Origin of the sequence: Pseudonocardia sp. McavD-2-B (assembly GCF_024124365.1) — a bacterium.
In the GTDB taxonomy this organism is placed as follows: domain Bacteria; phylum Actinomycetota; class Actinomycetes; order Mycobacteriales; family Pseudonocardiaceae; genus Pseudonocardia; species Pseudonocardia alni.
Window position 1 is genome coordinate 1 of the sequence record NZ_JAMXSG010000066.1, and the last position, 23,385, is coordinate 23,385.

Sequence of the window (23,385 nt, forward strand, 5' to 3'; positions counted from 1 at the left end):
GCGCTGCCCCGCCCCGACGGCGGCCTCGAGACCCTCTGGCAGGCGACGACGACGCTGCGCGAGCACCGCGGGGACGGTCACGTCGCGGTCCCGGTCGCGCGGGGTGTCGGCCCGGTCGCCGCGCACCACCTCAAGATCGCCGCCGGGGAGACCGACGGCGAGTGGCTGCGCACCGCCCGCGGCGTCGACCCGGACGCCTGGGCGGCCGGCGCGGAGGACCTGCGGGCCCGCGGCTGGGTCGACGCCACCGGCGCGCTCACCGCCGCCGGCGCCGACGAGCACGACGAGATCGAACGGCTCACCGACCGGGCCGCCGCCCGCCCGTGGGGCGCACTCGGCCCGGAACGGACCGCCGAGCTCGCCGCGCTGCTGGCGCCGATGGCGACGGCGGTGCTCGCCGCCGGGGACGTGCCCGTACACGGCCCGGTCGGGCTCGTCCGGGACGGCCGGTGAGGACCGCCACGACGGTCGAGGCCTCCGGCGGTGACTGGCGCGAGACCGTCGAGTTCGTCGTCGAGGCCGAGAAGCTGGGCCTCGACGACTGCTGGGTCGCCGAGGCGTGGGGGTCCGACGCGCCGTCCGCGCTGGGCTACCTCGCCGCCCGCACCGGACGCATCCGGCTCGGTTCCGGGGTGATCCAGGTCGGCACCCGCTCGCCGGTCGCGATCGCCCAGGCCGCGCTGACCCTGCACGACATGTCGCAGGGACGGTTCCTGCTCGGGCTCGGCCCGTCCGGCCCCCAGGTCATCGAGGGCCTGCACGGGGTGCCGTTCGCCCGCCCGCTCACCCGGCTGCGCGAGACGATCGAGGTGGTCCGGGCCGCCTGCGCGGGGGAGCGCATCGCCTACGACGGCGAGACCGTCGCGATCCCGCTGCCCGGCGGACAGGGCCGCCCGATGCGGCTGTCGACCACGCCGGTGCCGGACCTGCCGGTGTTCGTCGCCGCGCTGTCCCCGCGGATGCTGGAGCTCACCGGGCGGGTCGCCGACGGCTGGCTGGGCACGAGCTTCGTCCCCGAGGGTGCCGACGCCTACCTCGCCCACCTCGACACCGGTCTGCGCGCCGCCGGGCGGGACCGGTCCGCGATCGAGGTCTGCCAGGGCGCCGAGGTCGCCTTCGCCACCGACGAGGCCGACCAGGCGGCGATGGTCGACGCCCGCCGCCCCGGCATCGCGTTCAGCCTCGGCGGGATGGGCACCGCGGAGCGGAACTTCTACTTCGACGCCTACCGCCGCCAGGGCTGGGGCGAGCGGGCCGACGCCGTCCGCGCCGCCTGGCAGGGCGGGGACCGGGCCGGCGCCGCGGCCCTGGTGACCGACGAGATGGTGCTGGGGACGACGCTGGTCGGCACCGAGGAACGGGTCGCCGCGCGGTTGCGGGACTGGGCCGCCGCCGGCGTCGGCACCGTCCGGCTCTACCCGGCGGGGGAGACCCTCGACGAGCGCCTCACCACGCTGGCGCGGGCCGTGGAGCTGGCCCGCGCCGCGGGGTGATCACACGTCGGCGGCGCGCTTCTCGGCGAACCGGCGCCACGCCGTCCAGACCAGGCCGGCGAGGAGCAGCAGGTACAGCACGACGGTGATCGGGCTCGACACCAGCACCGCCGGGTCGTTGTCGGAGTTGCCCATCGCGTCGCGCAGCGAGTACTCCGCCAGCGGCCCGAGGATCACCGCGATCAGCACCGGCGCGACGGGGATGTCGTAGAGCCGCATCGCCAGCCCGAGCACGCCCACCACCAGCATGATCACCAGGTCGACCTGGCTCGCCCCGGAGGCGTACACGCCGAACGCGGCGAACACCGCGATGCCCGCGTACAGGTAGGACTTCGGGACCCGCAGCAGCTGCGCCCACAGCGGCGCGAACGGCAGGTTGAGGATCAGCAGCACGATCATCGCCAGGAAGAACCCGGCGAGCAGTGCCCACACGATGTCCCCGGAGCGCTCCAGCAGCAGCGGGCCCGGCTGCAGGCCGTACTGCTGGAACGCGGCGAGCAGGATCGCCGCCGTCGCGGAGGTGGGCAGGCCGAGCGCGAGCAGCGCGCCCATCGCGGTGCCCGCGGTGGCGTTGCCCGCGGCCTCCGGCGCCGCGACGCCCTCGATGGCGCCCTTCCCGAAGGTCGGCTCGGCCTTGCGCCGGTCGAGCCTGCGCTCGGTCCCGTAGGCCAGGAACGTCGGCACCTCGGCGCCACCGGCCGGGATGACACCGAACGGGACGCCGATCGCGGTGCCGCGCAGCCACGCGGGCAGCGCCTGGCGGAACTCGGCCTTCGACAGCCACCATCGGCCGGTCGGCATGACGGCGCTGGTCTCCTCGGCCCGGCCGACCTTCGCGGCCTGGCTGAACACCTCGCCCAGCGCCAGCAGCGACACCGTGATCACGACGATCGAGACGCCGTCGAGCAGCGGGGAGAAGCCGAAGGAGAACCGGGGTGTGCCGGTCGGCTGGTCGATCCCGACCAGGGCCAGGGTCAGGCCGATCGCGAGCGCGGCGACGCCGCGGATCGCGGAGTCGGCGACGACGGCGGAGATCGCGACGAAGGCGAACACGGCGAGTGCGAGGAACTCGGCGGGGCCGAACCCGGTGGCGAGCCGGGCGAGGGTCGGGGCGAAGAACACCACCAGCGCCGAGGCGACCATGCCGCCGATGAACGCGCCGATCGCGCCGGTGGCCAGCGCCTGGGCGGCCCTGCCGCGCAGCGCCATCCGATGCCCCTCGAAGGTGCTGGCGATGGCGGTCGAGTTGCCGGGGGTGTTCATGAGGAACCCGGCGATGGAGTCACCGAACAGGCCACCGAAGTAGATGCCGGTGAACATGATCAGCGCACTGGTCGGCTCGAGGACGAAGGTGAGGGGGAGCAGCAGCGCCACGGCCATCGCCGAGCCCAGACCCGGCAGGACCCCGACCGCGGTGCCCATCAGCGCACCGAGGAACACGAACAGCAGCGCGGAGGGGCTGAGGACGTCGGCGAAGCCGCCGAGCAGGTTGGTCAGTTGTTCCACGGGTCAGAACCCTCCGACGAAGCCGGCGGGCAGCGAGATCCCGAGCAGCATGCTGAACACGACCTGGACCGCCGAGGACACGGCGAGCCCGCCGAGCGCCATCGCGGGCCAGCGCCGGTTGCCCAGGGCGGCGGCGACGGTGACGAACAGCCCGGTCGCGGACAGGATCCACCCCAGGTAGGGCAGGACGACGATGAACGCGGCCACGCCGCCGACCGCGGTCAGCACGGCCGGGGCGTTCACCCCGGTGTCGGCCGGCGCGTCCCCGCCTGCGGCGCCCTCGACGTCGCCGTCACCGGTGGCCGCCGCGGCCGGGGCCGGGGCGTCGAACTCCGGCCGTGGCCGCAGGATGTCGAACGCCAGCAGCGCCGCGACCACGTAGCACAGGATCGCGACGATCCACGGCATGGTGGTCGGGCCGAACAGGCCGCCGTCGCCGACGACCCGCATGGTCAGCGTGCCGTAGGTCAGGAAGACCCCCAGCGCGGCGAGGATCGCGGGCACGACGAGCGCGCCCCGGGACAGGTGTGCAGGACGGCCGCTCATGCCAGCCCCAGCTCCTTCAGAAGGTCGTCGATGCGGGCCTGTTCGGAGACCAGATAGCGGTCGTAGTCCTCGCCGTAGGTCTCGCTGCGCACCCAGCGGTTGCGGGTCACGGCCTCGCCCCAGGACTCGGTCCCGACCATCTCGCGGGCGATCTGCTCCAGCTCCGCGCGGGCCTCGGGGGTGATCCCGGCGGGGGCGACGAGCCCGCGCCAGTTGACGAGGTCGACCTCGGGCATGCCGAGCTCGTCCATGGTCGGGGCGTCGACGCCCTGCAGGCGTTCGGGCGCGACGACCGCCAGCACCCGCAGCTGCCCGGACTCCACCAGGTCGCGGAAGTCGTTGTAGCCGGAGATCCCGACGCCGACGGTGCCGGCCGCGGTCGACAGCAGGCTCAGCGTGAGTTCGCCGCCGCCGGGGTGCGGGGTGTAGACCATCCGCTCGACGGGGATGTCGCGGGCCTGCGCGAGCTGGGCGGCGACCATGTGGTCGATACCGCCCGCCGAGCCGCCGCCGATCGGTAGCGCGGCCGGGTTCGCGGCCCAGGCGGTGAGCATGTCGTCGAGCGTGCGGAACGGTGACTCGGCCGGGACCGCGACGACCTCGAAGTCCTCCGCGAGCCGGGCGATCGGCGTCGTGTCCTGCAGGCTGAGCGCGCTGCCGGACTGGCTGATCCCGCCGAGCATGACGGTGCCGGTGACCATCATGGTGGTCTCCTCGCCGGCGAGACCGGCGAGCTGGTTGAGGCCGATGGTCCCGGCGGCACCGGGGATGTTGACCACCTGCACGGTGTTCACGATGTTCCCGGTGCGCATGGCCTGCTGCGCCTCGCGGGCGACCAGGTCCCAGCCGCCACCGGCGGCCGCGGGGGCGATGAGGGTGAGGTTGGAGCGCGCCGCCTGTCCCTCCCCGGACCGGGCGGCGTCGGCGAAGGCGGTCACCGCGAGTGCGGTGACGAGGACGATTCCCAGGGCTGCGATGACCTGCCGTCGTGGCATGGGGGCAGACGTTGGCACACGTCCGCTCCGTCCTCCATGGTCCGGATCGGAAACTCTACGATCTCTGTGACCACAACGAACTTTTCTCCGGTATGTCCGTTCGGCGTGGTTAGTCTCCGTCCCGTCCGCGAACGCCTGATGGGGAGCGACATGACGATCTGTGTGGCCTACGGCCCGACGCCCGAGGGCGACGCCGCCCTGGACCTGGCGGTCCGCGAGTCCCGGCTGCGGGGCGCCCCGCTGACGGTGCTGGCCACCGGCCGCCAGGAGCTGTTCGATGCCGACGGCACCGGGACCCACGACCACGCCTCGCTCGAGGTGACCATCGGGTCGCGGCTCGCCGGGCTGCGCGCCGAGGGCGACCCGACCACCGCGGTGCGCGTCGTCGACGACGGCGGCGACCCCGCCGAGGCGATCCTCGACCTGGCCGCGCAGGAGGACGCGCAGCTGCTCGTGGTCGGGGTGAGGCGGCGCAGCCCGGTCGGCAAGCTGCTCACCGGCAGCACCGCGCAGCGGATCATCCTGGACTCCCCGATCCCGGTCCTCGTGACCCACGCGGCGCGCTCGTAGGCTCGGCTTTCCCCAGGTCAGGCGCGCCTCACCGGGTGTCGGACGGATCACGAACGGGTGTGGGCGTCCCGAGGGCGGGGCACTCCCGGTACGTCCCGAACCGACATCGGAAGGAGCGGTGGGCACCATGGCCACCCCGATCACCAGCCCGCTCGACAGCGGCGCCACCGACATCACCGGCGGCGTGCTGCAGGAGACCCTCGTCGACCTCGTCGACCTGTCCCTGGTCGCGAAGCAGGCGCACTGGAACCTCGTCGGCAGGCAGTTCCGCGACATCCACCTGCACCTCGACGAGCTCGTCGACCTGGCCCGCGAGCACGGAGACTCGGTCGCCGAGCGGGCCGCCGCGATCGGCGTCGCCCCCGACGGTCGCGCGAAGACCGTCGGCCGCGACACCGGGCTGCCCGAGTACCCGGCGGGCTACGTGTCCGACTCCGACACCGTGCTCACCATCTCGGCGATCGTCGACGCCGCCGTCGACCGGCTGCGTCCGCGCATCGAGCAGGCCGGCAAGGCCGACCCGCTCACCGAGGACCTGCTCATCGAGCTGGGCCGCGCGCTGGAGGAGGCCCGCTGGATGTGGCAGGCGCAGGCCGCCGGCTACCGCGGCGAGGTCTGAGCAGCACCCGCACGACCACCGGCCCCGGGCGTCCCCACCACGACGTCCGGGGCCGTCGTGTGTCCGGGGGCGTGGTGTCCGGGGTCCGGCTCAGCGCACCGCCGTCGCGGCCGCGGTGACCGTGGCCCGCCAGATCGCCATCGCCGCCCAGAGCACGAACACCCCGACCGGCAGGGGCAGGGCGTCGGGGAGGTCCGCACCGTAGGACGGCCGTAGCCCGCCGGTCCGCCACACCCGCCCGGCCTCGTTGACCGCGTCGGCCGTGGTGAGCAGGGCGAAGCGGCGCCCGATCCCGGAACCGGTGAGCCGGTAGGTCAGGTCGCCGAGCTCGACGGTCCACCGCGGGCGGGAGAGCGGCCCGTCCGGGTGGTCGACCGATCGCTGGATGTGCGCCCGGATGTCGCCCTCCAGCGCGAACCGGGCGATCCCCTCCGACCGCAGCGCGTAGGGGTGTCCGTCGATGACGAGGTCCCGGTGGGAGTGCCAGGCCCGCGCGCTCCACCCGGTGACGGCCCGGCCGTCGGCGGTGACCTCGTAGCGCACACGGAGCAGGCCCGCCGGGGTGGAGGTCGCACGCAGCTGCACCCGCCCAGCGTGCCACCGGCGCCGCCGCCGCGGGAGGATCACGCGGTGAACCGTGCGGTGGTCCTCGCATTGCTGGCCGCGTGCGCCGGGGTGGTGGACGTCTGGGCCGTGGTCGCACTGGGCGGCGCGTTCGCCGGTGTCGTCACCGGCAACCTCGTGACGGCCGGGTACGCCCTCGCCGTCGCCGAGCCGGCCCGGCTGCTGCCGCCTGCGGTCGCGGTGGCCGGGTTCGTCGTCGGCGTCGCGCTGTGGTCGCTGCTGCGACGCCGGTGGCCGACGGCGGTGTCGGTCCCGCTCGTCGCCGAGCTGGCGGTGCTCGTCGTGCTCGCGGTGGCCTGGCCGCTCGCCCCGGGCGCGACGCTCCCGCTGCTCGCCGGCGCCGCACTGGCGATGGGCGGGCAGAGCAGCGTCGCGCAGCTGCTCGGACAGTCCACGACGTACATGACCGGCACGCTGACTGGCGCCGTGTCCGACCTGGCCACCGGCGACGGGCGGCGGTGGCCGGCGCTGCGCCAGCTCGCGGCGATCGTGCTCGGCGCCGTCGCCGGCGGGCTGGCGCTGGCGCACCTGCCGGCCGTCGTCCCGGCGCTGGCGGCACTGCTCGCCGCGGCCGCGGTCGTGGTCCGTGCCGTCGGGGGACCGGCGGGTGCAGGATGATCCGGTGGGGCCCACCGCCCCGCAGGACGACGACGTCGAAGGAGCACCGACCGTGCCGCTGCATCCGCAGGTGGAAGCCCTCCTGAACCTCATGGCCGAGCAGGGCGGGGCGCCGCCGGAGACCATGACCGTCGCGCAGAACCGCGCGATGATCCGGGAGATGGCCGCGGTGTCCGGTCCGCCCGAGCCGGTCGCGGCGGTCCGCGACGACCGCGCCGGCGACGTACCGGTGCGCATCTACAGGCCCGAGGGCACCGGCCCGTTCCCGGTCCTGGTCTTCTACCACGGCGGCGGCTGGGTGATCGGCGACCTCGACAGCCACGACCCGGTCTGCCGGTCGCTGGCCAACCGGTCCGGCGCCGTCGTCGTCGCGGTCGACTACCGGCTCGCCCCCGAGCACCGGTTCCCGGCCGCCGTCGACGACGCCGTCGCCGCCCTGGAGTGGGTGCACGCCCACGCCGCGGAGTTCGACGGCGACCCGTCCCGCATCGCCGTCGGTGGCGACTCCGCGGGCGGGAACCTCTCGGCCGTCGTCGCCCAGCACGCCCGCGACCACGGCCCCGCCCTGCGGTTCCAGCTGCTGGTCTACCCGGCCGTCGACGCCGCCGACCAGAGCCCGTCGATGACCGAGAACGCCCAGGGCCCGCTGCTGACCGTCGCCTGGATCGAGTGGTTCATGGGCCACTACCTCACCGGCGAGCAGGACGCCCTGGACCCGCGCATGTCCCCGGCCCGCACCACCGACCTGTCCGGGCTGCCGCCCGCGCTGGTCGTCACCGCCGAGTTCGACCCGCTCCGTGACCAGGGCGCCGCCTACGCCGCGGCGCAGAACGCCGCGGGCGTGAAGACGGAGCTGCGCGAGTCGCCGGGCATGATCCACGGGTTCCTGCAGTTCGGTGCCGCGGTCGACGACAGCCGCGCCCTGCTCGACGAGGCGGGAGCAGCCCTGCGCGCCGCCCTGGCCTGACCCGGTGCGCCCGCACCCCGGGGTTGCCCCCAGGGGCACTTTCGTGGCTTAGAGGGCTACGAAGGTGACCCTGGGAGCAGCCCGGGCGGGGTGGGGGTGGCCGGTCACGCAGCGGCGTGGGAATGCGGGCCCCGGGCCGGTCGTTGCCGATGCTCAGTAGGCCGTCCGACCCGAGGAGCACCGTGCCCCGCCTGTCCCCGCCGGTGGCGTTCGCCGTCGTCGCAGCGACGTTCGTCTGGTTCCTCGCCGCGTCGTCCGCGCCGTCCCCGCTCTACGTCGTCTACCAGGAGCGGTTCGCGTTCACCGAGTTCACGCTGACCACGGTGTTCGCGGTCTACGTCCTCGCGCTGATCGCCGCCCTGCTCGTGGCCGGGTCGCTGTCCGACCACATCGGACGCAAACCGGTGCTGCTCGGTGCGATCGCGCTGGAGGTCGTGTCCCTGGTGCTGTTCCTGCTGGCCGACGGCGTCGGCTGGCTGCTCGTCGCGCGCGTCGTCCAGGGCGTCGCGACCGGTGCGGCGACGGCGACGCTGCCCGCGACGCTGGTCGACCTCGCCGCCCGCGGTGACCGGCCGGACCGGGCGGGTGCGATCAACGGGACCGCTCCGCTCGCCGGGCTGGCGCTCGGTGCGCTCGGCTGCGGCCTGCTCGTCGAGTACGCGCCCGCCCCGACCCGCCTGGTCTGGGCGCTGCTGGTCGCCGGCCTGGTCCTGGCGGCCGTGCTGGTCGCGCTGATCCCGGAGACGATCGACCGTCGGCCCGGGGCGCTCGGATCGCTGCGGCCGCGGGTCGGGGTGCCGCCACGGGTGCGGGCCGGCTTCGTCGCGATCGTGCCGATCCTGCTGGCCAGCTGGGCGCTCGGCGGGCTCTACCTGTCGCTCGGGGGCTCGGTCGTCGCGCAGGTGTTCGGGGTGCACGACCACCTGGTCGGCGGGCTCACCGTCGTCGCGCTCGTCGGGACCGGCGCGGTGACGGCGTTCGCGCTGCGCGGGCGGGTGCCGTCGACGCTGCTCGTCCCGGCGGCCGGGCTGCTGGCCGCCGGCACCGTCGTCACCCTGGCCGGGGTGTCGACCGGGCTGCTCGCGCTCGCCGCCGTCGGTGCGGTCGTCGCCGGGCTCGGATTCGGTGCGGCCGCCTACGCCACGTTCGGGACGATGTCCACGCTCGCGGCCCCGCACGAGCGTGGCGAGCTGTTCGCCGCCCTCTACACACTGGCCTACCTGGCGTTCTCGGTGCCGGCGATGGTCGCGGGCGTCGCCGCGACGCTGGGGGAGCTGCGCCCCACGGCGCTGGTGTACGGCGGCGTCGTCGCGCTGCTGGCCGTCGTCGCGGCCGTGCTGGGCCGCCGTGTGCCGGTTCCCGCGACCGGAGAACCGGTCCCCGCGCCGACCTGCGGAGCCTGATCGGCGGACGGCGCGAGCGGTATGCGTTACCCCATCCGTCGGTGAACGCGGGCAGGCGACCACTCGTCGCGTACTCCGCGGTGGGCGGGTGTCACGGGTTGTGACCGATGGTCTCGGCGTGGTTACGGTGTCGGCCGCTCCGGGTCCTCCCCGCACTCCGGCCCGGGCGGTACCTGCTCCCCGAGGTAGAGGAACGACCATGGCTGGACGACACCGCAAACCCACCGAGACCGGCCGCCAGGTCGCCCGGATCAGCGCGTTCGCCGCGATGGCGGCCGCCCCGCTGGGCGTCGCCGGGACCGCCTCGGCGGCCGAGTCGACCTCGTCGGCCCCGTCGGCCCCGTCCGTCGAGCGCTCGGCCACCTGGGAGAAGCTCGCGCACTGCGAGAGCACCGGCAACTGGGACGCCGACACCGGCAACGGCTTCAAGGGCGGCCTGCAGTTCACGCCGTCGACCTGGAAGGAGTTCGGCGGCCGCCAGTACGCGCCGAGCGCGGAGCAGGCCACCAAGGCCCAGCAGATCGAGATCGCGAAGAAGGTGCAGGACGAGCAGGGCTGGAAGGCCTGGCCGGCCTGCACCAAGAAGCTCGGCTGGCGCTGACCCGCCACACTGGCCGCATGGATCTGGACGCGGTACGGCGGATCGTCGCCGAGGACTCCGGGCTGTGCACCGTGGCGGTCGTACGCGCCGACGGCCGCCCGCACACCTCGCTGGTCAACGCCGGTGTGCTCGACCACCCCGTCACCGGCGCCCCGGTGGCCGCCTACGTCACCTACGGCCCCGTCAAGCTGACGGCGTTGCGTGCGCGACCCGCGACGTCGCTGCACTGGCGGGCCGGGTGGCGCTGGGTGGCCGTCGAGGGCAGCTCCGAGATCTTCGGGCCGGACGACCCGCGGGACGGCGTCGACGTACCGCAGCTCCTCCGGGACGTGTTCGTCGCGTGCGGTGGGACCCACGACGACTGGGCCGAGTACGACCGGGTGATGGCCGAGCAGCGGCGGGCCGCGGTGCTCGTCGTGCCGGAGCGGGTGGTCGGGAACCACTGACCGGACGGCCCACTGCCTGATTTCCACTTGCCTGTCCGGTACGTCACGCGGTGCGATGGTCCGCGTGAGGATGTCGTGACGGCCGGGCAACCTGGCCCGCAGCCGGTCGGCCCGCTCGGGACGGCGGAGCGCGCACCGGCGCCGGACCTCGCCCGCGGGGCGATGCTGTTGCTCATCGCGCTCGCGAACACACCGTTCTACCTGTACGGACGGGCCCACTCCGAGGCCGGTTTCCACCCGGTCGACGGTTCGCCCGTCGACCGGGTCGTGCAGGCCGCGCTGATCATCGGCGTGGACATGCGGGTGTACCCGATGTTCGCGTTCCTGTTCGGGTACGGCCTCGCGGTGATCCCTCGGCGGCAGGCCGAGGCCGGGGTGCCGGACGCCCGGGCCTTCGCGGTGCTCCGCCGCCGCAACCTGTGGCTGATCGCGTTCGGTCTCGTGCACGCCCTGCTGCTGTGGGGTGGCGACGTCCTGGGCGCGTACGGCCTGTGCGGGCTGGTGCTGACCTGGCTGTTCCTGCGACGTTCCGACCGGACCCTGCTGGTGTGGTCGGCGCTGGGCACCGTCGTCCTCACGGCGTTCGCCGCGTTCTCGCTCTACGGTGCCTGGGCGGTCGTCGTCGAGGGAGTGCCAGTGCAGGGCGGAGGGCTCCCCGCCTTCGTGACCGCGAGCGCCTCGGCCACCGACCCGCTCACGGCGGCGCTGGACCGGATGCTGCTGTGGCCGTTCATCGTGCTCGGCCAGGGACTGTTCGGGATCGCGGTACCGGTTGCGATGCTCCTCGGGGTCTGGGCCGCCCGGCGCAGGGTGCTGGAACGGCCGGTCGAGCACCGGCGGCTGCTGTGGCCGGCGGCCGTCGTGGGGGTCGCGGTCGGCTGGCTCGGCGGGCTGCCGCACGCGCTCGCCCACGTCGGCGTGCTGCCGGAGCTCGGCACGGTCGTCTGGGCGTTCACCGCCGTACAGATGGTCACCGGGTTGGTGTGCGGGATCGGTTACGTCGCGGTGTTCGGTCTGCTCGCCGCCCGGCTCGAGGGGCGGCCACCGGGGCGGGTCGCGTCGGCGGTGACCGCGCTCGGCAGGCGGTCGATGACCGGCTATCTGGGACAGTCCGTGCTGTGCGCGCCGGTCCTCGCGGCCTGGGGGCTCGGGGTGGGTGGGCTGCTGGGTAGCGCCGGGATGGCCGTCTACGCGGTCGGGGTGTGGACGGTGACCGTCGCTGTCGCCGTCGCGCTCGAACGGGCCGGTCGTACGGGCCCGGCCGAGCAACTGCTGCGACGGCTGGTGTACCGGCCGGGACGGTGACCCGGCGGTCGGGCGCGGCCATCGGTACCCGGCCGCGGACCCGGCGGAACCGCCGCGGCCCGGGCCTCGTCCAAGCCGCATGACCACCTACGCCCACGACCCGGTCGCCTCGACGATCGTCGCCTGCTGGCCCACCGGCGACGGCGCCGTCGCCTGCCGGGCCGCCCGCGTCCCGAAGGCCCTCGACCACTCCCTGGCCCGCCGCACCGCGAAGGCGCTGAGCGCCCTGTCGACGCACCTGTGGGCCACCTACGCCGACCAGGCCGCCCACGAGCTCGACCCGGCGGCGCTCGCCGCGGCCGTGCGGCACCCGAACCAGCCGGTGGGGGACCTCCTGCGCGTCATGGAGGACGGCTGTGCCGAGACCGCGCACCTGCTGGGCCGGATCGTGGCGCGGGCACCGGGGCGGGCGTTCCGCGACGCCGTCGTCGCCGACGTCCGCGCCGAGACCGACGCCGTCCTCGACGCCGACGACGGCGTCCTCACCGGACGCTCCGCCCAGGCCGTCGTCCACCCCCGGAGCGACGCCCCGGCCGAGCAGCTCCTCGTCGCCCACGCGCTGCTGCACGACGACCCGCTCGGCCCGCCCGCGATCGTGACGTCGGTCGAGCCGAACGCGGCCGCCGTCGCGACTCTGCGCTGGCTGCGGGCCTCGGCCGTGCTCGTCGCGGAGCGGGTCGGGCACACGGTGCCCGACGTCGTCGCGCTCGCCGAGGCGATCGGGCACGAGGACCTCCCGGTGGCGCGGCACGTGCTGTGCACCCTGGCCGGGGTCGGTGAGGAGGTGGTGGTCCTCGACCTGCTCCAGGAGGCCGTCCTGGCCCGCCAGGGCTGGTTCATCGTGTGCCCGGAGCAGCCACCGCATCCCGAGGAGGGCCACCGGGCGGTCTCGACCGTGCTGGACCCGCTCGACCCGGCGTCGTGCCTGCTCGACGGCCTGGTCCGCGGGCTGCACGGCTGTTTCCGGGTGTGGCTCGACGACGTCGTGGCCCGGGAGACCCCCGGCACCGACCCGCGGCTGGTCGGGACCGCCCGGACCGCGGCGCTGCGCCTGCGCTACACCGACGAGGTGCGGCGCTCGGTCCGGGCGGGCCGCTGAGCGGCTCGGCCGGCGACGACCGGTCCGGCGACCACCGGCCGTCACCGGGGCGCGGCTGGACGATCACGCCGTTCCGGGCCGGCGCCCCGCGAGCATCTGTACCGCGGTCCCGGCGACGGGCAAGACCAGCAGCAGCGCGAGCGCCGCGCTCAGCCCGACGACGGCGGCGAACCCGCCGATCACCGCCGCCCCGATCCCGGCGCCGGTGAGGAAGCACAGCGTCGCCACCCCGATCGCGCCGCTGCGCCGGTCCTGCGGCACCGCCGTGCCGACGGCGGCGATCATCGCGGGCTGCCCGGTGCCGAACGCCAGCGTCACCAGCATCGGCGCGAGCGCCAGCACCCACGGCAGGTGGCTCGCCACCCCGGCCACGGCCACGACCAGCCCGACGACGGTCGTCGCGCAGGCGCACGTCAGGGTCTGCCGCGGCCCGATCCGGGCCTGCAGGAACGCCGACGCCGCCGGGCACGCCAACGCCACCACCGCCGACGGCACCAGCACCAGCCCGGTGGCCAGTGGGCTCCAGCCGCGCTCGGCGAGCTCCAGCGGGATGCCCAGCAGCAGGGCGAACCAGCTGGCCGGCACCGCCGAGGCGCACAGCGAGCTGCGCACCACCGTCGCGTTGCCGACCACCCCGCGCGGCAGGAACCCGTCGGGCCGGGCCCGCACCCACAGCGCCGTCACCGGGACGCCGACCGCGAGCAGCGCCCCACCGGCGACGGCCGCGACCGCACCCGCGCTGGGCGACTGCACCAGCAGCACCAGTCCGGACACCGCCGTCGCGACGATCACCGCACCCACCAGGTCCACCCGGGCGCCGTCGCCGCGGACCACCGAGTGCCGCCACAGGTAGGGGACCGCGAGCAGCGCCAGCACCGGCAGCGCGACCGCGGCCCGCCAGCCGCCCACCGTCGTCAGCGCCCCGCCGATCAGCGGGCCGAGCGCGGACAGCGCGGCCGAGATCCCGGCCAGCCGCCCGAGCACGCCGCCGCGTCGTTCCGGCGGGGTCCTGGCGGACAGCAGCGCCGAGGCGAGCACCGGGACCGAGGCCGCGCCCAGCCCCTGCCCGATCCGGGCCGCCATCAGCAGGCCGAAGCTCGGCGCGGCCGCCGCGGCGAGCGCTCCCAGCCCGAGCAGGCCCACCCCGACACACAGCGGCACCCGGATGCCGACGGCGTCGGCGAGCCGTCCGTGCACCGGCGTCGCGACGGCCAGCGCGACCGCGTACCCGCTCACCATCCAGGTCGCGACCGCGGTGTCGACGCCGAGCCCGTCGGCGAGCAACGGCAACGCGACCGTCACCCCCGACGTCGAGGTGCCGGCGAGGCCGAAGAGGAGTCCGAGCACGATCGACAGGAGCACGCGACGATCCTCACCCGCCCGGGCGACCGGTGCACCGTGATTCGCTGTGAACCGTGCCGAACCGACCTGTCATCCGCCCGGCGACCGCCGAGGACGCCGACGCCTGCGCCGCCGTCTACGCCCCCTACGTCCGGGACACCGCGATCAGCTTCGAGGCCGAGCCGCCGGGCCCGGTGGAGATGGCCGAGCGGATCGCCGCCGCCCGCGAACGCCACGCCTGGCTGGTCGCCGTCGGCCCCGGCGGTGAGGTGCTCGGCTACGCCTACGGCGGGCCGTGGAAGTCCCGCGAGGCCTACGCGTGGACCTGCGAGGTCTCGGTCTACCTGGCCCCGTCGGCGCAGGGGCGGGGGCTGGGCCGGGCGCTGTACGAGGCGCTGTTCGCCGAACTCGTCGCGCGCGGCATGGTCGTCGCCGTGGCCGGGATGACCGTGCCGAACGAGGCGAGCGCCGCGCTGCACCGCGCCCTGGGGTTCAGCGAGGTCGGGACGTTCCGCGGTGTCGGCTGGAAGCACGGGGCGTGGCGCGACGTGACCTGGTTCCGGCGGGCGCTGGTCGAGGCGCCGCCGGACGGCCCCCGGGACTGACACCGCCGGGCGCGTGCGAGGATCACCGCCCGTTGCGCCCCGCACCGTTCCGGCCCACCGGCCGGGATCGGCGCCGGCGCGCCCCGCCCGTGACCCGGGCCGGGGGAGCGGTACCGCACGGGGAGCACCATGGACGGCCTGCGCCGTGAACTCGACGGACGCCAGATCGGCATGATCGCCGTGGGCGGCGCGATCGGCACCGGGCTGTTCCTCGGCTCCGGGCTCGCCATCTCCATCGCCGGGCCGGCGGTGATCGTCGCCTACGTCGTCGCCGCCGTCGTCGCGCTGGTCCTGGCCTACGCGTTGGCCGAGATGGTGGTGCGCCACCCCGAGGCCGGGGGATTCGGGCCCATCACCCAGCGCTACCTCGGGCACGGTGCCGGGTTCGTGCAGCGCTGGATGTACTGGGCGGCGCAGGTCGTGAACATCGGCAGCGAGGTCGTCGCGGCCGGGCTCTACCTGACGTTCTGGTATCCCGACCTGCCGCTGTGGATCCCGGTCGTCGGGTTCTCGGTGGTGATGCTCGCGGTCAACGCGGGCGCGGTCCGCTTCTTCGGCAAGACCGAGTACTGGTTCGCGATGATCAAGGTCGTGACGATCGTGGCGTTCATCGTCGTCGGCCTCGTCGCGATCGTGTTCGGTCTGCCCGGGCAGCAGCCCGTGGGCCTCGGCGCGCTCAACGCGCACGGCGGGTTCGCCCCGAACGGCCTCGGCGCGATCTGGCTCGCCCTGACCGTGGTGACGTTCTCGTTCCTCGGCACCGAGGCCGTCGCCGTCACCGCGGCCGAGTCCTCGGACCCGGTCCGCGACATCCCGCGTGCGGCCCGGCGCACCGTCGTGCGCCTCGCGGTCTTCTACGTCGGGGCGATGCTGGTGGTGGTGACCCTGCTGCCGTGGAACACCGTGACGACCGGCGACGACGTCACCGAGTCGCCGTTCGTCCGCCTGTTCGCCCTGGCCGGGGTGCCCGCGGCGGCCACGGTGATGAACGCCGTGGTGCTGACCGCGGCGCTGTCGGCGATGAACACGAACCTCTACGTGACCGCGCGCATGACCTACTCGCTGGCCCGCGATGGCTACGCGCCCCGTTCGCTCGCCCGGGTCAACCGGCACGGTGCCCCGCAGCGGGCGCTCGCGCTGTCCGCCGTCGGCCTGGCGCTCGCCTCGCTGGTCTCGGTGTTCGCCGAGGCCACCGCCTTCCCGCTGCTCGTCGGGCTGGCCCTGTTCGGGGCGCTGGTGACCTGGCTGCTGATCTTCGCCGCGCACCTGGCGTTCCGCCGGTCCGGCGCGGGGCAGGAGTCCCCGGTACGGCTGTGGGGCGCCCCGTACACGACCGTCGCGGCGATGCTGTTCGTCGCCGCGGTGCTGGCGACGACGCCGTTCACCACCCAGTTCGCGACGGCGGCACAGGCGGGCGTGCCCTTCCTGGCCCTGCTCGTCGTGGTCTACCTGGTGGTGCGGCGCCGCCGCCGGCGGGTCACGCCTTCTTCAGTTCCGAGTGGAGCTTGAGGACGGTCTGGCCGTCCTCCTGCTCGAGCACGTAGGCCGGGTTGTCCTCGGTCCCGTTGCGGGACTGCTTCGACCCGTCGATGGTCTTCTCGATGCGGTCGGTGGAGTGGTCCACGACCTTGCCGGTCGGGGTGCCGTTGCCCCAGTTCCACGCGACCCACGTGCCCTTGGCGAACTTCTGCGTCATGGGACCGGATACCCCCGCACCGGCCGGTCAACCCGGCGCGGGGGAACGCCTCACCAGATCCGGACGCGCCGGTCCGGGTCGGTGTAGAGCCCGTCGCCCTCGGTCACCCCGAACGCCTCGTGGAAGGTGTCGAGGTTCGTGACGACCGCGTTGCACCGCAGGTCCGGCGGCGAGTGCGGGTCGGTGGTGAGCCGACGGATCGCCTCGGCGTCGCGGGTCACCGCCCGCCACACCTGCGCCCAGCCGAACAGCACCCGCTGCTCGCCGGTCAGGCCGTCGATCACCGGCGGCTCGGAGCCCTCGTACGCGATCCCGTAGGCCTTCAGCGAGATCGTCAGACCACCCAGGTCGCCGATGTTCTCGCCGACCGTCAGTGAGCCGTTGACCTTGTGGTCGGGCAGGCCGGCCGGGGACAGGCCGTCGTACTGGTCGATCAGCATCTTCGCGCGGGACTCGAACTCGGTCCGGTCGGCGGCCTCCCACCAGTCGGTGATGTTGCCGTCGCCGTCGTAGCGGGAACCCTGGTCGTCGAAGCCGTGGCCGATCTCGTGGCCGATGACTGCGCCGATGCCGCCGTAGTTGGCGGCGTCGTCGGCGTCGGGGTCGAAGAACGGCGGCTGCAGGATCGCGGCCGGGAACACGATCTCGTTGAGCCGCGGGTGGTAGTAGGCGTTGACCGTCTGCGGGGTCATCAGCCACTCGTCGTGGTCGACGGGGCCGCCGAGCTTGGCGTACTCGAAGTCGTGGCGCCACTCCGCGGCCCGGCCCGCGTTTCCGAGCAGGTCGGCCGGGTCGATCTGCAGGTCGGAGTAGTCCTTCCACTTCTCCGGGTAGCCGACCTTCGGGGTGAACTTGCCGAGCTTGTCCTGCGCCCGCTCCCGGGTTGCCGGGCTCATCCAGTCCAGGGTGGAGATCGACCGGCGGTAGGCCTCGACGATGTTGTCGACCAGCTCGGTGATGCGCTCCTTGGCGTGCGGCGGGAAGTGCCGCTCGACGTAGATCTTCGCGACGGCCTCGCCGAGCGCGCCCTCCACCAGTGACACCCCGCGCTTCCACCGCTCGCGCAGCTCCGGGGTGCCGGACAGGGTGCGGCCGAAGAAGTCGAAGTCGGCCTCGACCAGGTCGGCGGACAGGAACTCCGCGCACGACCCGGCGACGGTCAGCGCCAGCCACGCCTGCCACTGCTCCAGCGGGCGCCCGGCCCACAGCTCACCGGCCGCGGTGACGAAGCTCGGCTGGCGGACGATGACCTCGTCGTAGGCGTGCGCGGGCACCCCCAGCGCGGACTCCCACTCGGCCCAGTCGAAGCCCGGGGCGGCGGCGCGGAGCTCGTCGCGGGTCATCAGGGTGTAGGTCTTCTCGGCGTCCCGGTTGAGGACCCGGTCCCACGACGCGTCGGCGAGCGCGGTCTCCAGGTCCATGACCTGCTCGGCGACGCGCTCCGGCTCGGCCAGCCCGACCAGCTCGGCGAGACGCTGGAGGTGTTCGACGTACTTCGTGCGGATCTCCGGGTCGCCCTCGTCGCCGTAGTACGACTCGTCGGGCAGTCCCAGCCCGGCCTGGTTGAGGTTCACCAGGTAGCGGGACGAGTCCTTGAGGTCGGTCGCGATGAACTCGCCGAACAGCGCGGCACGGCCCTCGCGCTGGCGCCGGCCGAGCACGCCGGCCAGCGCCGCCCGGTCGGTCGCGGCGTAGATCTCGTCGAGCAGCGGGCGCAGTGGCGCGGTCCCGAGCTCCTCGGCCCGCTCGACGTCCATGAAGGAGCGGTACAGGTCGCCGACCTTGCGGGCCTCGGTGCCGGGCTCCGCCGAGGACGCGCACTCCTCGACGATCTCGTGGACCTGGTCCTCGGCCCGGTCGCGCAGGACGCGGAACGCGCCGTCCTGCGAACGGTCATCGGGGATCTCGTGGGTCGCCAGCCACCGGCCGTTCACGTGGGCGAACAGGTCGTCCTGGGGGCGGACGTCCGGGTCGACCCAGTTGAGGTCGAGACCGGACGGTCGCGAGGTCGGGGCGGACTCGGTGGTCGTCATGGGGCCATCCTGCCTGTCGGAACCGACGGTTTCGAGCAGCCGACGCCGACACGCCCGCGCCGCCCGGTCCGCCGCGGAAGTGGGAGTGCTGCGCCGGTGGTACCCCGTGGCCGCCGGGCCAACCGCGGCACGCGTGTAGAACCGGCGGTGATGACCGACATGTGGGACGACCTGTACGAACCCCCCGACGCCGCCGAGGTCCTCGGGGACCTCCACGAGCTCGCGACGAGCGTCTTCGACCTCTGCTACGACGGCTCCGAGCCGGAGTGGGCGGCCTGGGCCTGGTCGATCCTCACCCGCGCCGGCCTGGCCGCCGCCGGCACCGAGTACGAGCGAGGCGAGCTGGTCCTGCGGCTGCTCGCGCTGAACATGTTCCACCGCGAGTTCTGCGCCCGCGCCCTCGACCTGGGCGTGCCGGGGGAGTGGGACGTCGACCCCGACCGCGTGCTGGGCGACCACCCGCGCCTGCACCCGGTCCTGCTCGGGATCATCGCGGAGCGGCGCAGCCTGGACCTCGCCGACTCCACCGACCCGGGGGACCTGGACTTCGACGTGTCGGTCGCCGCGACCGCGCTTGACGCGCTGGTGCGTTCGGAGTACCGGCGGGTGGTGCCGCTGCTGGTGAAGATGGCCGGCCCGGCGGATCTGGCCGCGTCGGTGTGGGCGTCCACCCGGGAGGGGGCGCGATTCCCGCTGTCCGACACCGCGGTACGGGAGCTGACCGTCGCCCTCACCCCGGCCGGGCACGCCGCGCTCGAGTGGGTCCGGGGCGGCGCACGCCGGAGTTGACCGGACAGGACTCCGCCGGGTGGACCCCGGCTTGTCGGCCACCGGAGCCGGCGCGCACCATCGCGGTGTGACGATCAACTTCGACGCGCCGGTCACCCGGCCCCGCACCACCCCCGCCATCGACCTGCTGGAGGGCGAGCGCCTGCTCGCCCGTCTACCGGGCGACGGGCCGGACCGGAGCGGCGCGCGGTACGAGGCGTTCACCGTCACCCCGCTCGGGCGCACCCTGGGCGCCGAGATCACCGGGATCGACCTGCGGGAGCAGGTCGACGAGCAGCTGCGCGCCGAGCTGCACCGGGCACTGCTGGAATGGAAGGTGCTGTTCTTCCCCGGCCAGCACCTGACCAGCGAGCGGCAACGCGAGCTCGCCCTGCTCTGGGGCGACCTGGAGACCAACCCGATGCTCGACACCGGTGACTCCGCCGACGTCGTCCGCTTCGGCACCGGGAAGCGCACCTACGAGAACATCTGGCACGCCGACACCACGTTCCGCACCGCACCGGCGATGGGCGCCATGCTGCGGATGGTGCAGACGCCGCCGTTCGGCGGGGACACGATGTGGGCCGACATGGCCGTCGCCTACGACAACCTCACCGACGAGGTGACGGCCCGCATCGACGGCGCGTCCGCCGTGCACGACATGGTGCCCGGGTTCGCGCGCTTCCTGGACCCGGAGCGGCTGGCCGCGGTGCAGGACCTCTTCCCGCCGGTGACCCACCCCGTCGTCCGGACCCACCCGGAGACCGGGCGGCGCACGCTGTACGTGAACGCGTCGTTCACCACGGCGATCGTCGGGCTGCCCCGCGAGGAGTCCGACGCGCTGCTGCGGCACCTGTTCGCGCAGGCCCACGTGCCCGAGTTCCAGGTCCGTTACCGCTGGTCCGAGGGCACCCTCGCGTTCTGGGACAACCGGGCCACCCAGCACTACGCCGTCGGCGACTACCACCCGCACACGCGGGTCGCCGAGCGCGTCGCGATCGCGGGTGACCGACCCTTCTGAGGGCCGGTCACCCGAGTTCGAGTTGCCGAACACGGGGGCCCCTCGATACTGGGAGGAGGCGGTCCACCAGAGCGGCCGCCACCGCGAACCGGTCGGTCCCGGCGTGTCCACACGCAGCAGGATCGGCGCCTCCCACGAGCGTCCGTACGCGCATCCCGCCCCGCCGCCACCACCCGCGGCGGGGCGTGCGTCGGCATGCTCCGACCGCGAAGGAGCACCCCCGTGCCCGCGATCCTGTTCGGCTCCATCTCCACCCTCGTCGACACCTCCGAGCTGCAGCGCGAGGCGTTCAACGAGGCCTTCTCCCGGCACGGCCTCGACTGGCACTGGGACCGCGACGACTACCTGGCCATGCTGGAGTCCAACGGCGGCGCCCAGCGCATCGCCGAGCACGCCGCAGCCACCGGCGAGACCGTCGACGCCGACGCCGTGCACGCCACCAAGTCCGAGGTGTTCCGGGAGAAGCTGCGCGAGTCCGGCGGGACCCCGCGCCCCGGCGTCCGCGAGACCATCAAGGCCGCGCACGGCCGCGGGGTCACCGTCGGGCTGGTCACGACGACCTCCCGCGACAACGTCGACGCCGTCCTCGACGCGCTCGGACCGGACGTGACGCGCACGGACTTCGCGCTGCTCATCGACCGCGCGGTCGTGTCCGCGCCCAAGCCCGACCCCGCGGCGTACACGCACGCGATCGCCGCGCTCGGCGAGACCGCCGACAGCGTCGTCGCCATCGAGGACAACGTCGGTGGCGTCGCCTCGGCGAACGGTGCGGGTGTGCGCGTCGTCGCCTTCCCGAACGCCAACACCGCGGGTCACGACTTCTCCCAGGCCACCGAGCGCGTCGAGTCGCTCGACGACGGTGCGCTGCTGGCCGGCGTCACCCGCTGACGCCCGGCGGCGCCACCCCGCTCCACCCTCCGCACGGCCCGACGGGCCCGGTCGCACCGACCGGGCCCGGCACGGGCGTGCCCACGAGTCCCATGCCCCGCCCCGGATCGACCTGATCGGAGACCAGAGGACATGAGCAATCCCCAGGCAGCGCAGACCCTGCCGCCGAGCCCGACGCTGACCACGACCGACACCGCGTTCCGGGTCGAGAGCTGGGAGCGGATCGAGTTCACCCTCTCCTACGTCGACGGCGCCTTCGCGCCGGAGAACACGCATGTCGCGGACCTGTACCGGGACCGGGGCCGCTGCCTGATGGTCGTCGACGAGACGGTGCACGAGCTCTACGGCGACCGCATCCGCGCCTACTTCGACCATCACGCCATCGCGCTGACCACCGTCCCGCTGACGATCGCGGAGACCGCGAAGAGCCTGCGGACGCTGGAGAGGATCGTCGACGCGTTCGCCGAGTTCGGGCTGAACCGCACCGAGCCGCCGCTCGTCGTCGGGGGTGGGCTGACCACCGACGTCGCCGGGTTCGCCTGCGCGTCCTACAAGCGGGGCACCCCCTACATCCGCATCCCCACCACGCTGATCGGCCTGATCGACGCCAGCGTCGCGATGAAGGTCGCGGTCAACCACGGCAAGCACAAGAACCGGCTCGGCGCGTTCCACGCCTCGCACGACGTGCTGCTGGACTTCTCGTTCCTGGCGACGCTGCCCGAGGCGCAGGTCCGCAACGGCGTCGCCGAGATGATCAAGATCGCGACGGTGGCGAACGCCGACCTCTTCGACCTGTTGGAGAAGTACGGCGAGGACCTGCTGGCCACCGGGTTCGGGCACCGGGACGGCACGCCGGAGTTGCGCGAGATCTCCCACCGCGCCACCTACGACGCCGTCCGCACCATGCTCGAGCTGGAGCACCGCAACCTGCACGAGCTCGACCTCGACCGGGTCATCGCCTTCGGCCACACCTGGAGCCCCACCCTGGAGCTGGCGCCGGAGACGCCGATGCTGCACGGGCACGCGATCAGTGTCGACATGGCGTTCTCCGCGACCCTCGCCGAGCGGCGTGGCTACATCTCGACCGGCGAGCGGGACCGCGTCCACCGGCTGTTCAGTGGGCTCGGGCTCACCGTCGACAGCCCGTACCTCACCCCGGAGCTGCTGACCGAGGCCACCGAGTCGATCACCCAGACCCGGGCCGGGCTGCTGCGCGCGGCGGTGCCGAAACCCATCGGCACCTGCCACTTCGTCAACGACGCCACCCCCGCGGAGCTGACCGCGGCCCTGGCCGCGCACAAGGAGGTCGTCGCCGACCTGCCGACGGCGGCGGGCGGGGTGGACATGTGGTCGCTGAAGTGACCGGCGCACCGACCCGGCCCGCCCGCCCGGTCACACCGACGACGATCCTCGCCGAGCTGCTCGACGACCTCGTCACCCGCGCCGGGCCGGGCGCCGACGCCGACCTCGTCCGGGCCCGGGACCTGGCCGCTGGCCTGGACCCCTACCTCGACGAGCACACCTCGCCGGCGTCGTCGGCACTGGTCGAGCTGGAGGCGCGCACCCGGTCCGCGGCGTGGACCGGGACCCTGGAGCAGGAGATGCTGTCCGGTCACGTCGAGGGCCGGTTCCTGGCGTTCCTCGTCGGGATGACCGGCGCCCGGCGGGTCCTCGAGGTCGGCATGTTCACCGGCTACTCGGCGCTCGCGATGGCCGAGGCCCTGCCCGAGGACGGCGAGCTGGTCGCCTGCGAGCTCGACGCCGACGTGGCGGCGTTCGCGCGGGACTGCTTCGCCGCGTCCCCGGCGGGACGCCGGATCCGGGTCGAGGTCGGCCCGGCCGCCGACGCCCTGGAACGGCTGCGGGGCACCGCGTTCGACCTGGTGTTCGTCGACGCCGACAAGGCCGGTTACGCCGGGTACCTCGACACCGTCCTCGACGGCGGTCTGCTCGCCCCGGGCGGGGTGGTCTGCGTCGACAACACCCTGATGCAGGGCCTGCCCTGGACCGGGGACCGGACGGCGAACGGCGACGCCATCGCCGCGTTCAACCGCCGGATCACCGACGACCCCCGCGTGGAACAGGTGCTGGTGCCGCTGCGCGACGGGCTGACCCTGATCCGACGGTCCGCATGAGCCGCACCACCGCCCTGAGGGGCCGGGCCCGTTCGTCGGGCCCGGCCCCGGCGCGGCTCGCCTCGGGCGTCGTCGCGCTCGCCGCCGCCGGGCTCGGCCCCGCCGA

Annotated in this window: 24 protein-coding genes and 1 pseudogene; 18 read left to right on the forward strand and 7 right to left on the reverse strand. The window is 74.3% G+C overall.

What is annotated here, in order from left to right:
* Positions 1–453: pseudogene (locus NH602_RS11525) on the forward strand (hypothetical protein); the annotation flags it as partial.
* A complete protein-coding gene (locus NH602_RS11530) occupies positions 450–1,493 on the forward strand; it encodes an LLM class flavin-dependent oxidoreductase (RefSeq protein ID WP_100878122.1) in 1,044 nt (347 codons plus the stop codon). The pseudogene NH602_RS11525 and the gene NH602_RS11530, both read left to right, overlap by 4 nt.
* Here the strand turns inward: NH602_RS11530 and NH602_RS11535 are convergent, their stop codons facing one another.
* The 3 genes from NH602_RS11535 to NH602_RS11545 are packed head-to-tail and all read right to left on the reverse strand — an operon-like array spanning position 1,494 to position 4,540.
* Positions 1,494–2,999 carry a tripartite tricarboxylate transporter permease gene (locus tag NH602_RS11535; RefSeq protein ID WP_253067823.1) on the reverse strand — a complete coding sequence of 502 codons (1,506 nt, stop codon included), beginning with the start codon at positions 2,997–2,999 and terminating at the stop codon, positions 1,494–1,496.
* Positions 3,000–3,002: 3 nt separating this feature from the next.
* Positions 3,003–3,545: a tripartite tricarboxylate transporter TctB family protein gene (locus tag NH602_RS11540; protein ID WP_179762363.1), complete on the reverse strand. Its 543-nt coding sequence runs from the start codon at positions 3,543–3,545 to the stop codon at positions 3,003–3,005.
* On the reverse strand, positions 3,542–4,540 hold the full coding sequence (locus tag NH602_RS11545) for a tripartite tricarboxylate transporter substrate binding protein (protein WP_253067824.1): 999 nt from the start codon (positions 4,538–4,540) through the stop codon (positions 3,542–3,544). Before NH602_RS11545 ends, NH602_RS11540 begins: the two co-directional genes overlap by 4 nt.
* 150 nt (positions 4,541–4,690) lie before the next feature.
* Between NH602_RS11545 and NH602_RS11550 the strand changes: the two genes are divergently transcribed.
* Both NH602_RS11550 and NH602_RS11555 read left to right on the forward strand, forming a co-directional pair.
* Positions 4,691–5,110: a universal stress protein gene (locus NH602_RS11550; protein ID WP_073574428.1), complete on the forward strand. Its 420-nt coding sequence runs from the start codon at positions 4,691–4,693 to the stop codon at positions 5,108–5,110.
* Positions 5,111–5,237: 127 nt separating this feature from the next.
* Entirely contained in the window at positions 5,238–5,729 is a 492-nt protein-coding gene (locus tag NH602_RS11555; protein ID WP_253067825.1) for a Dps family protein, read from the forward strand.
* 90 nt (positions 5,730–5,819) lie between these two features.
* Here NH602_RS11555 and NH602_RS11560 read toward each other — a convergent pair whose 3' ends face one another.
* Positions 5,820–6,314 carry a hypothetical protein gene (locus tag NH602_RS11560; RefSeq protein ID WP_161152389.1) on the reverse strand — a complete coding sequence of 165 codons (495 nt, stop codon included), beginning with the start codon at positions 6,312–6,314 and terminating at the stop codon, positions 5,820–5,822.
* A 45-nt stretch (positions 6,315–6,359) separates the two neighbouring features.
* On the opposite strand from NH602_RS11560, the gene NH602_RS11565 reads away from it, so the two are divergent.
* The 7 genes from NH602_RS11565 to NH602_RS11595 all read left to right on the forward strand — a co-directional run bounded on the left by NH602_RS11565 (position 6,360) and on the right by NH602_RS11595 (position 12,792).
* Entirely contained in the window at positions 6,360–6,971 is a 612-nt protein-coding gene (locus NH602_RS11565; RefSeq protein ID WP_179762366.1) for a DUF1275 family protein, read from the forward strand.
* Between the two features lie 91 nt (positions 6,972–7,062).
* Complete coding sequence (locus tag NH602_RS11570) at positions 7,063–7,938, forward strand: alpha/beta hydrolase (RefSeq protein WP_256494489.1); 876 nt, start codon at positions 7,063–7,065, stop codon at positions 7,936–7,938.
* A 182-nt stretch (positions 7,939–8,120) separates the two neighbouring features.
* Complete coding sequence (locus NH602_RS11575) at positions 8,121–9,341, forward strand: MFS transporter (RefSeq protein WP_253067827.1); 1,221 nt, start codon at positions 8,121–8,123, stop codon at positions 9,339–9,341.
* A gap of 199 nt (positions 9,342–9,540) precedes the next feature.
* On the forward strand, positions 9,541–9,942 hold the full coding sequence (locus NH602_RS11580) for a transglycosylase family protein (RefSeq protein ID WP_100878118.1): 402 nt from the start codon (positions 9,541–9,543) through the stop codon (positions 9,940–9,942).
* Between the two features lie 17 nt (positions 9,943–9,959).
* Positions 9,960–10,388, forward strand: a complete 429-nt coding sequence (locus NH602_RS11585; protein WP_073574233.1) for a pyridoxamine 5'-phosphate oxidase family protein — start codon at positions 9,960–9,962, stop codon at positions 10,386–10,388.
* A 75-nt stretch (positions 10,389–10,463) separates the two neighbouring features.
* The gene (locus NH602_RS11590) at positions 10,464–11,693 is read left to right on the forward strand and encodes a DUF418 domain-containing protein (protein WP_253067828.1); all 1,230 of its coding nucleotides are present in this window, start codon (positions 10,464–10,466) and stop codon (positions 11,691–11,693) included.
* 79 nt (positions 11,694–11,772) lie between these two features.
* Positions 11,773–12,792 (forward strand): hypothetical protein, encoded by a 1,020-nt coding sequence (locus NH602_RS11595; protein ID WP_253067829.1) that lies wholly within the window; start codon positions 11,773–11,775, stop codon positions 12,790–12,792.
* Between the two features lie 63 nt (positions 12,793–12,855).
* On the opposite strand, the gene NH602_RS11600 is transcribed toward NH602_RS11595, so the two are convergent.
* The gene (locus NH602_RS11600) at positions 12,856–14,154 is read right to left on the reverse strand and encodes an MFS transporter (RefSeq protein WP_179762370.1); all 1,299 of its coding nucleotides are present in this window, start codon (positions 14,152–14,154) and stop codon (positions 12,856–12,858) included.
* A 53-nt stretch (positions 14,155–14,207) separates the two neighbouring features.
* Here NH602_RS11600 and NH602_RS11605 point away from each other — a divergent pair, with 53 nt between their 5' ends.
* Positions 14,208–14,738, forward strand: coding sequence for a GNAT family N-acetyltransferase (locus NH602_RS11605; protein WP_100878103.1), 531 nt, complete (start codon positions 14,208–14,210; stop codon positions 14,736–14,738).
* Positions 14,739–14,867: 129 nt separating this feature from the next.
* Positions 14,868–16,247, forward strand: a complete 1,380-nt coding sequence (locus NH602_RS11610) for an amino acid permease (protein ID WP_253067830.1) — start codon at positions 14,868–14,870, stop codon at positions 16,245–16,247.
* Here the strand turns inward: NH602_RS11610 and NH602_RS11615 are convergent.
* Complete coding sequence (locus tag NH602_RS11615; RefSeq protein WP_062396049.1) at positions 16,216–16,434, reverse strand: DUF2945 domain-containing protein; 219 nt, start codon at positions 16,432–16,434, stop codon at positions 16,216–16,218. The genes NH602_RS11610 and NH602_RS11615 overlap by 32 nt on opposite strands.
* 50 nt (positions 16,435–16,484) lie before the next feature.
* Positions 16,485–18,467, reverse strand: coding sequence for a M13 family metallopeptidase (locus NH602_RS11620; RefSeq protein ID WP_253067831.1), 1,983 nt, complete (start codon positions 18,465–18,467; stop codon positions 16,485–16,487).
* A 150-nt stretch (positions 18,468–18,617) separates the two neighbouring features.
* Between NH602_RS11620 and NH602_RS11625 the strand changes: the two genes are divergently transcribed.
* The 5 genes from NH602_RS11625 (at position 18,618) to NH602_RS11645 (ending at position 23,279) form a co-directional block, all read left to right on the forward strand.
* Positions 18,618–19,256 carry a hypothetical protein gene (locus NH602_RS11625; RefSeq protein ID WP_253067832.1) on the forward strand — a complete coding sequence of 213 codons (639 nt, stop codon included), beginning with the start codon at positions 18,618–18,620 and terminating at the stop codon, positions 19,254–19,256.
* A gap of 73 nt (positions 19,257–19,329) precedes the next feature.
* Positions 19,330–20,256 carry a TauD/TfdA dioxygenase family protein gene (locus tag NH602_RS11630; protein WP_374210154.1) on the forward strand — a complete coding sequence of 309 codons (927 nt, stop codon included), beginning with the start codon at positions 19,330–19,332 and terminating at the stop codon, positions 20,254–20,256.
* Between the two features lie 222 nt (positions 20,257–20,478).
* Positions 20,479–21,144 (forward strand): HAD family phosphatase, encoded by a 666-nt coding sequence (locus NH602_RS11635; protein ID WP_253067833.1) that lies wholly within the window; start codon positions 20,479–20,481, stop codon positions 21,142–21,144.
* Positions 21,145–21,276: 132 nt separating this feature from the next.
* Positions 21,277–22,506, forward strand: coding sequence for a sedoheptulose 7-phosphate cyclase (locus tag NH602_RS11640; RefSeq protein ID WP_253067834.1), 1,230 nt, complete (start codon positions 21,277–21,279; stop codon positions 22,504–22,506).
* Positions 22,503–23,279, forward strand: coding sequence for an O-methyltransferase (locus tag NH602_RS11645; RefSeq protein ID WP_073574223.1), 777 nt, complete (start codon positions 22,503–22,505; stop codon positions 23,277–23,279). Before NH602_RS11640 ends, NH602_RS11645 begins: the two co-directional genes overlap by 4 nt.
* Positions 23,280–23,385 lie beyond the last annotated feature (106 nt).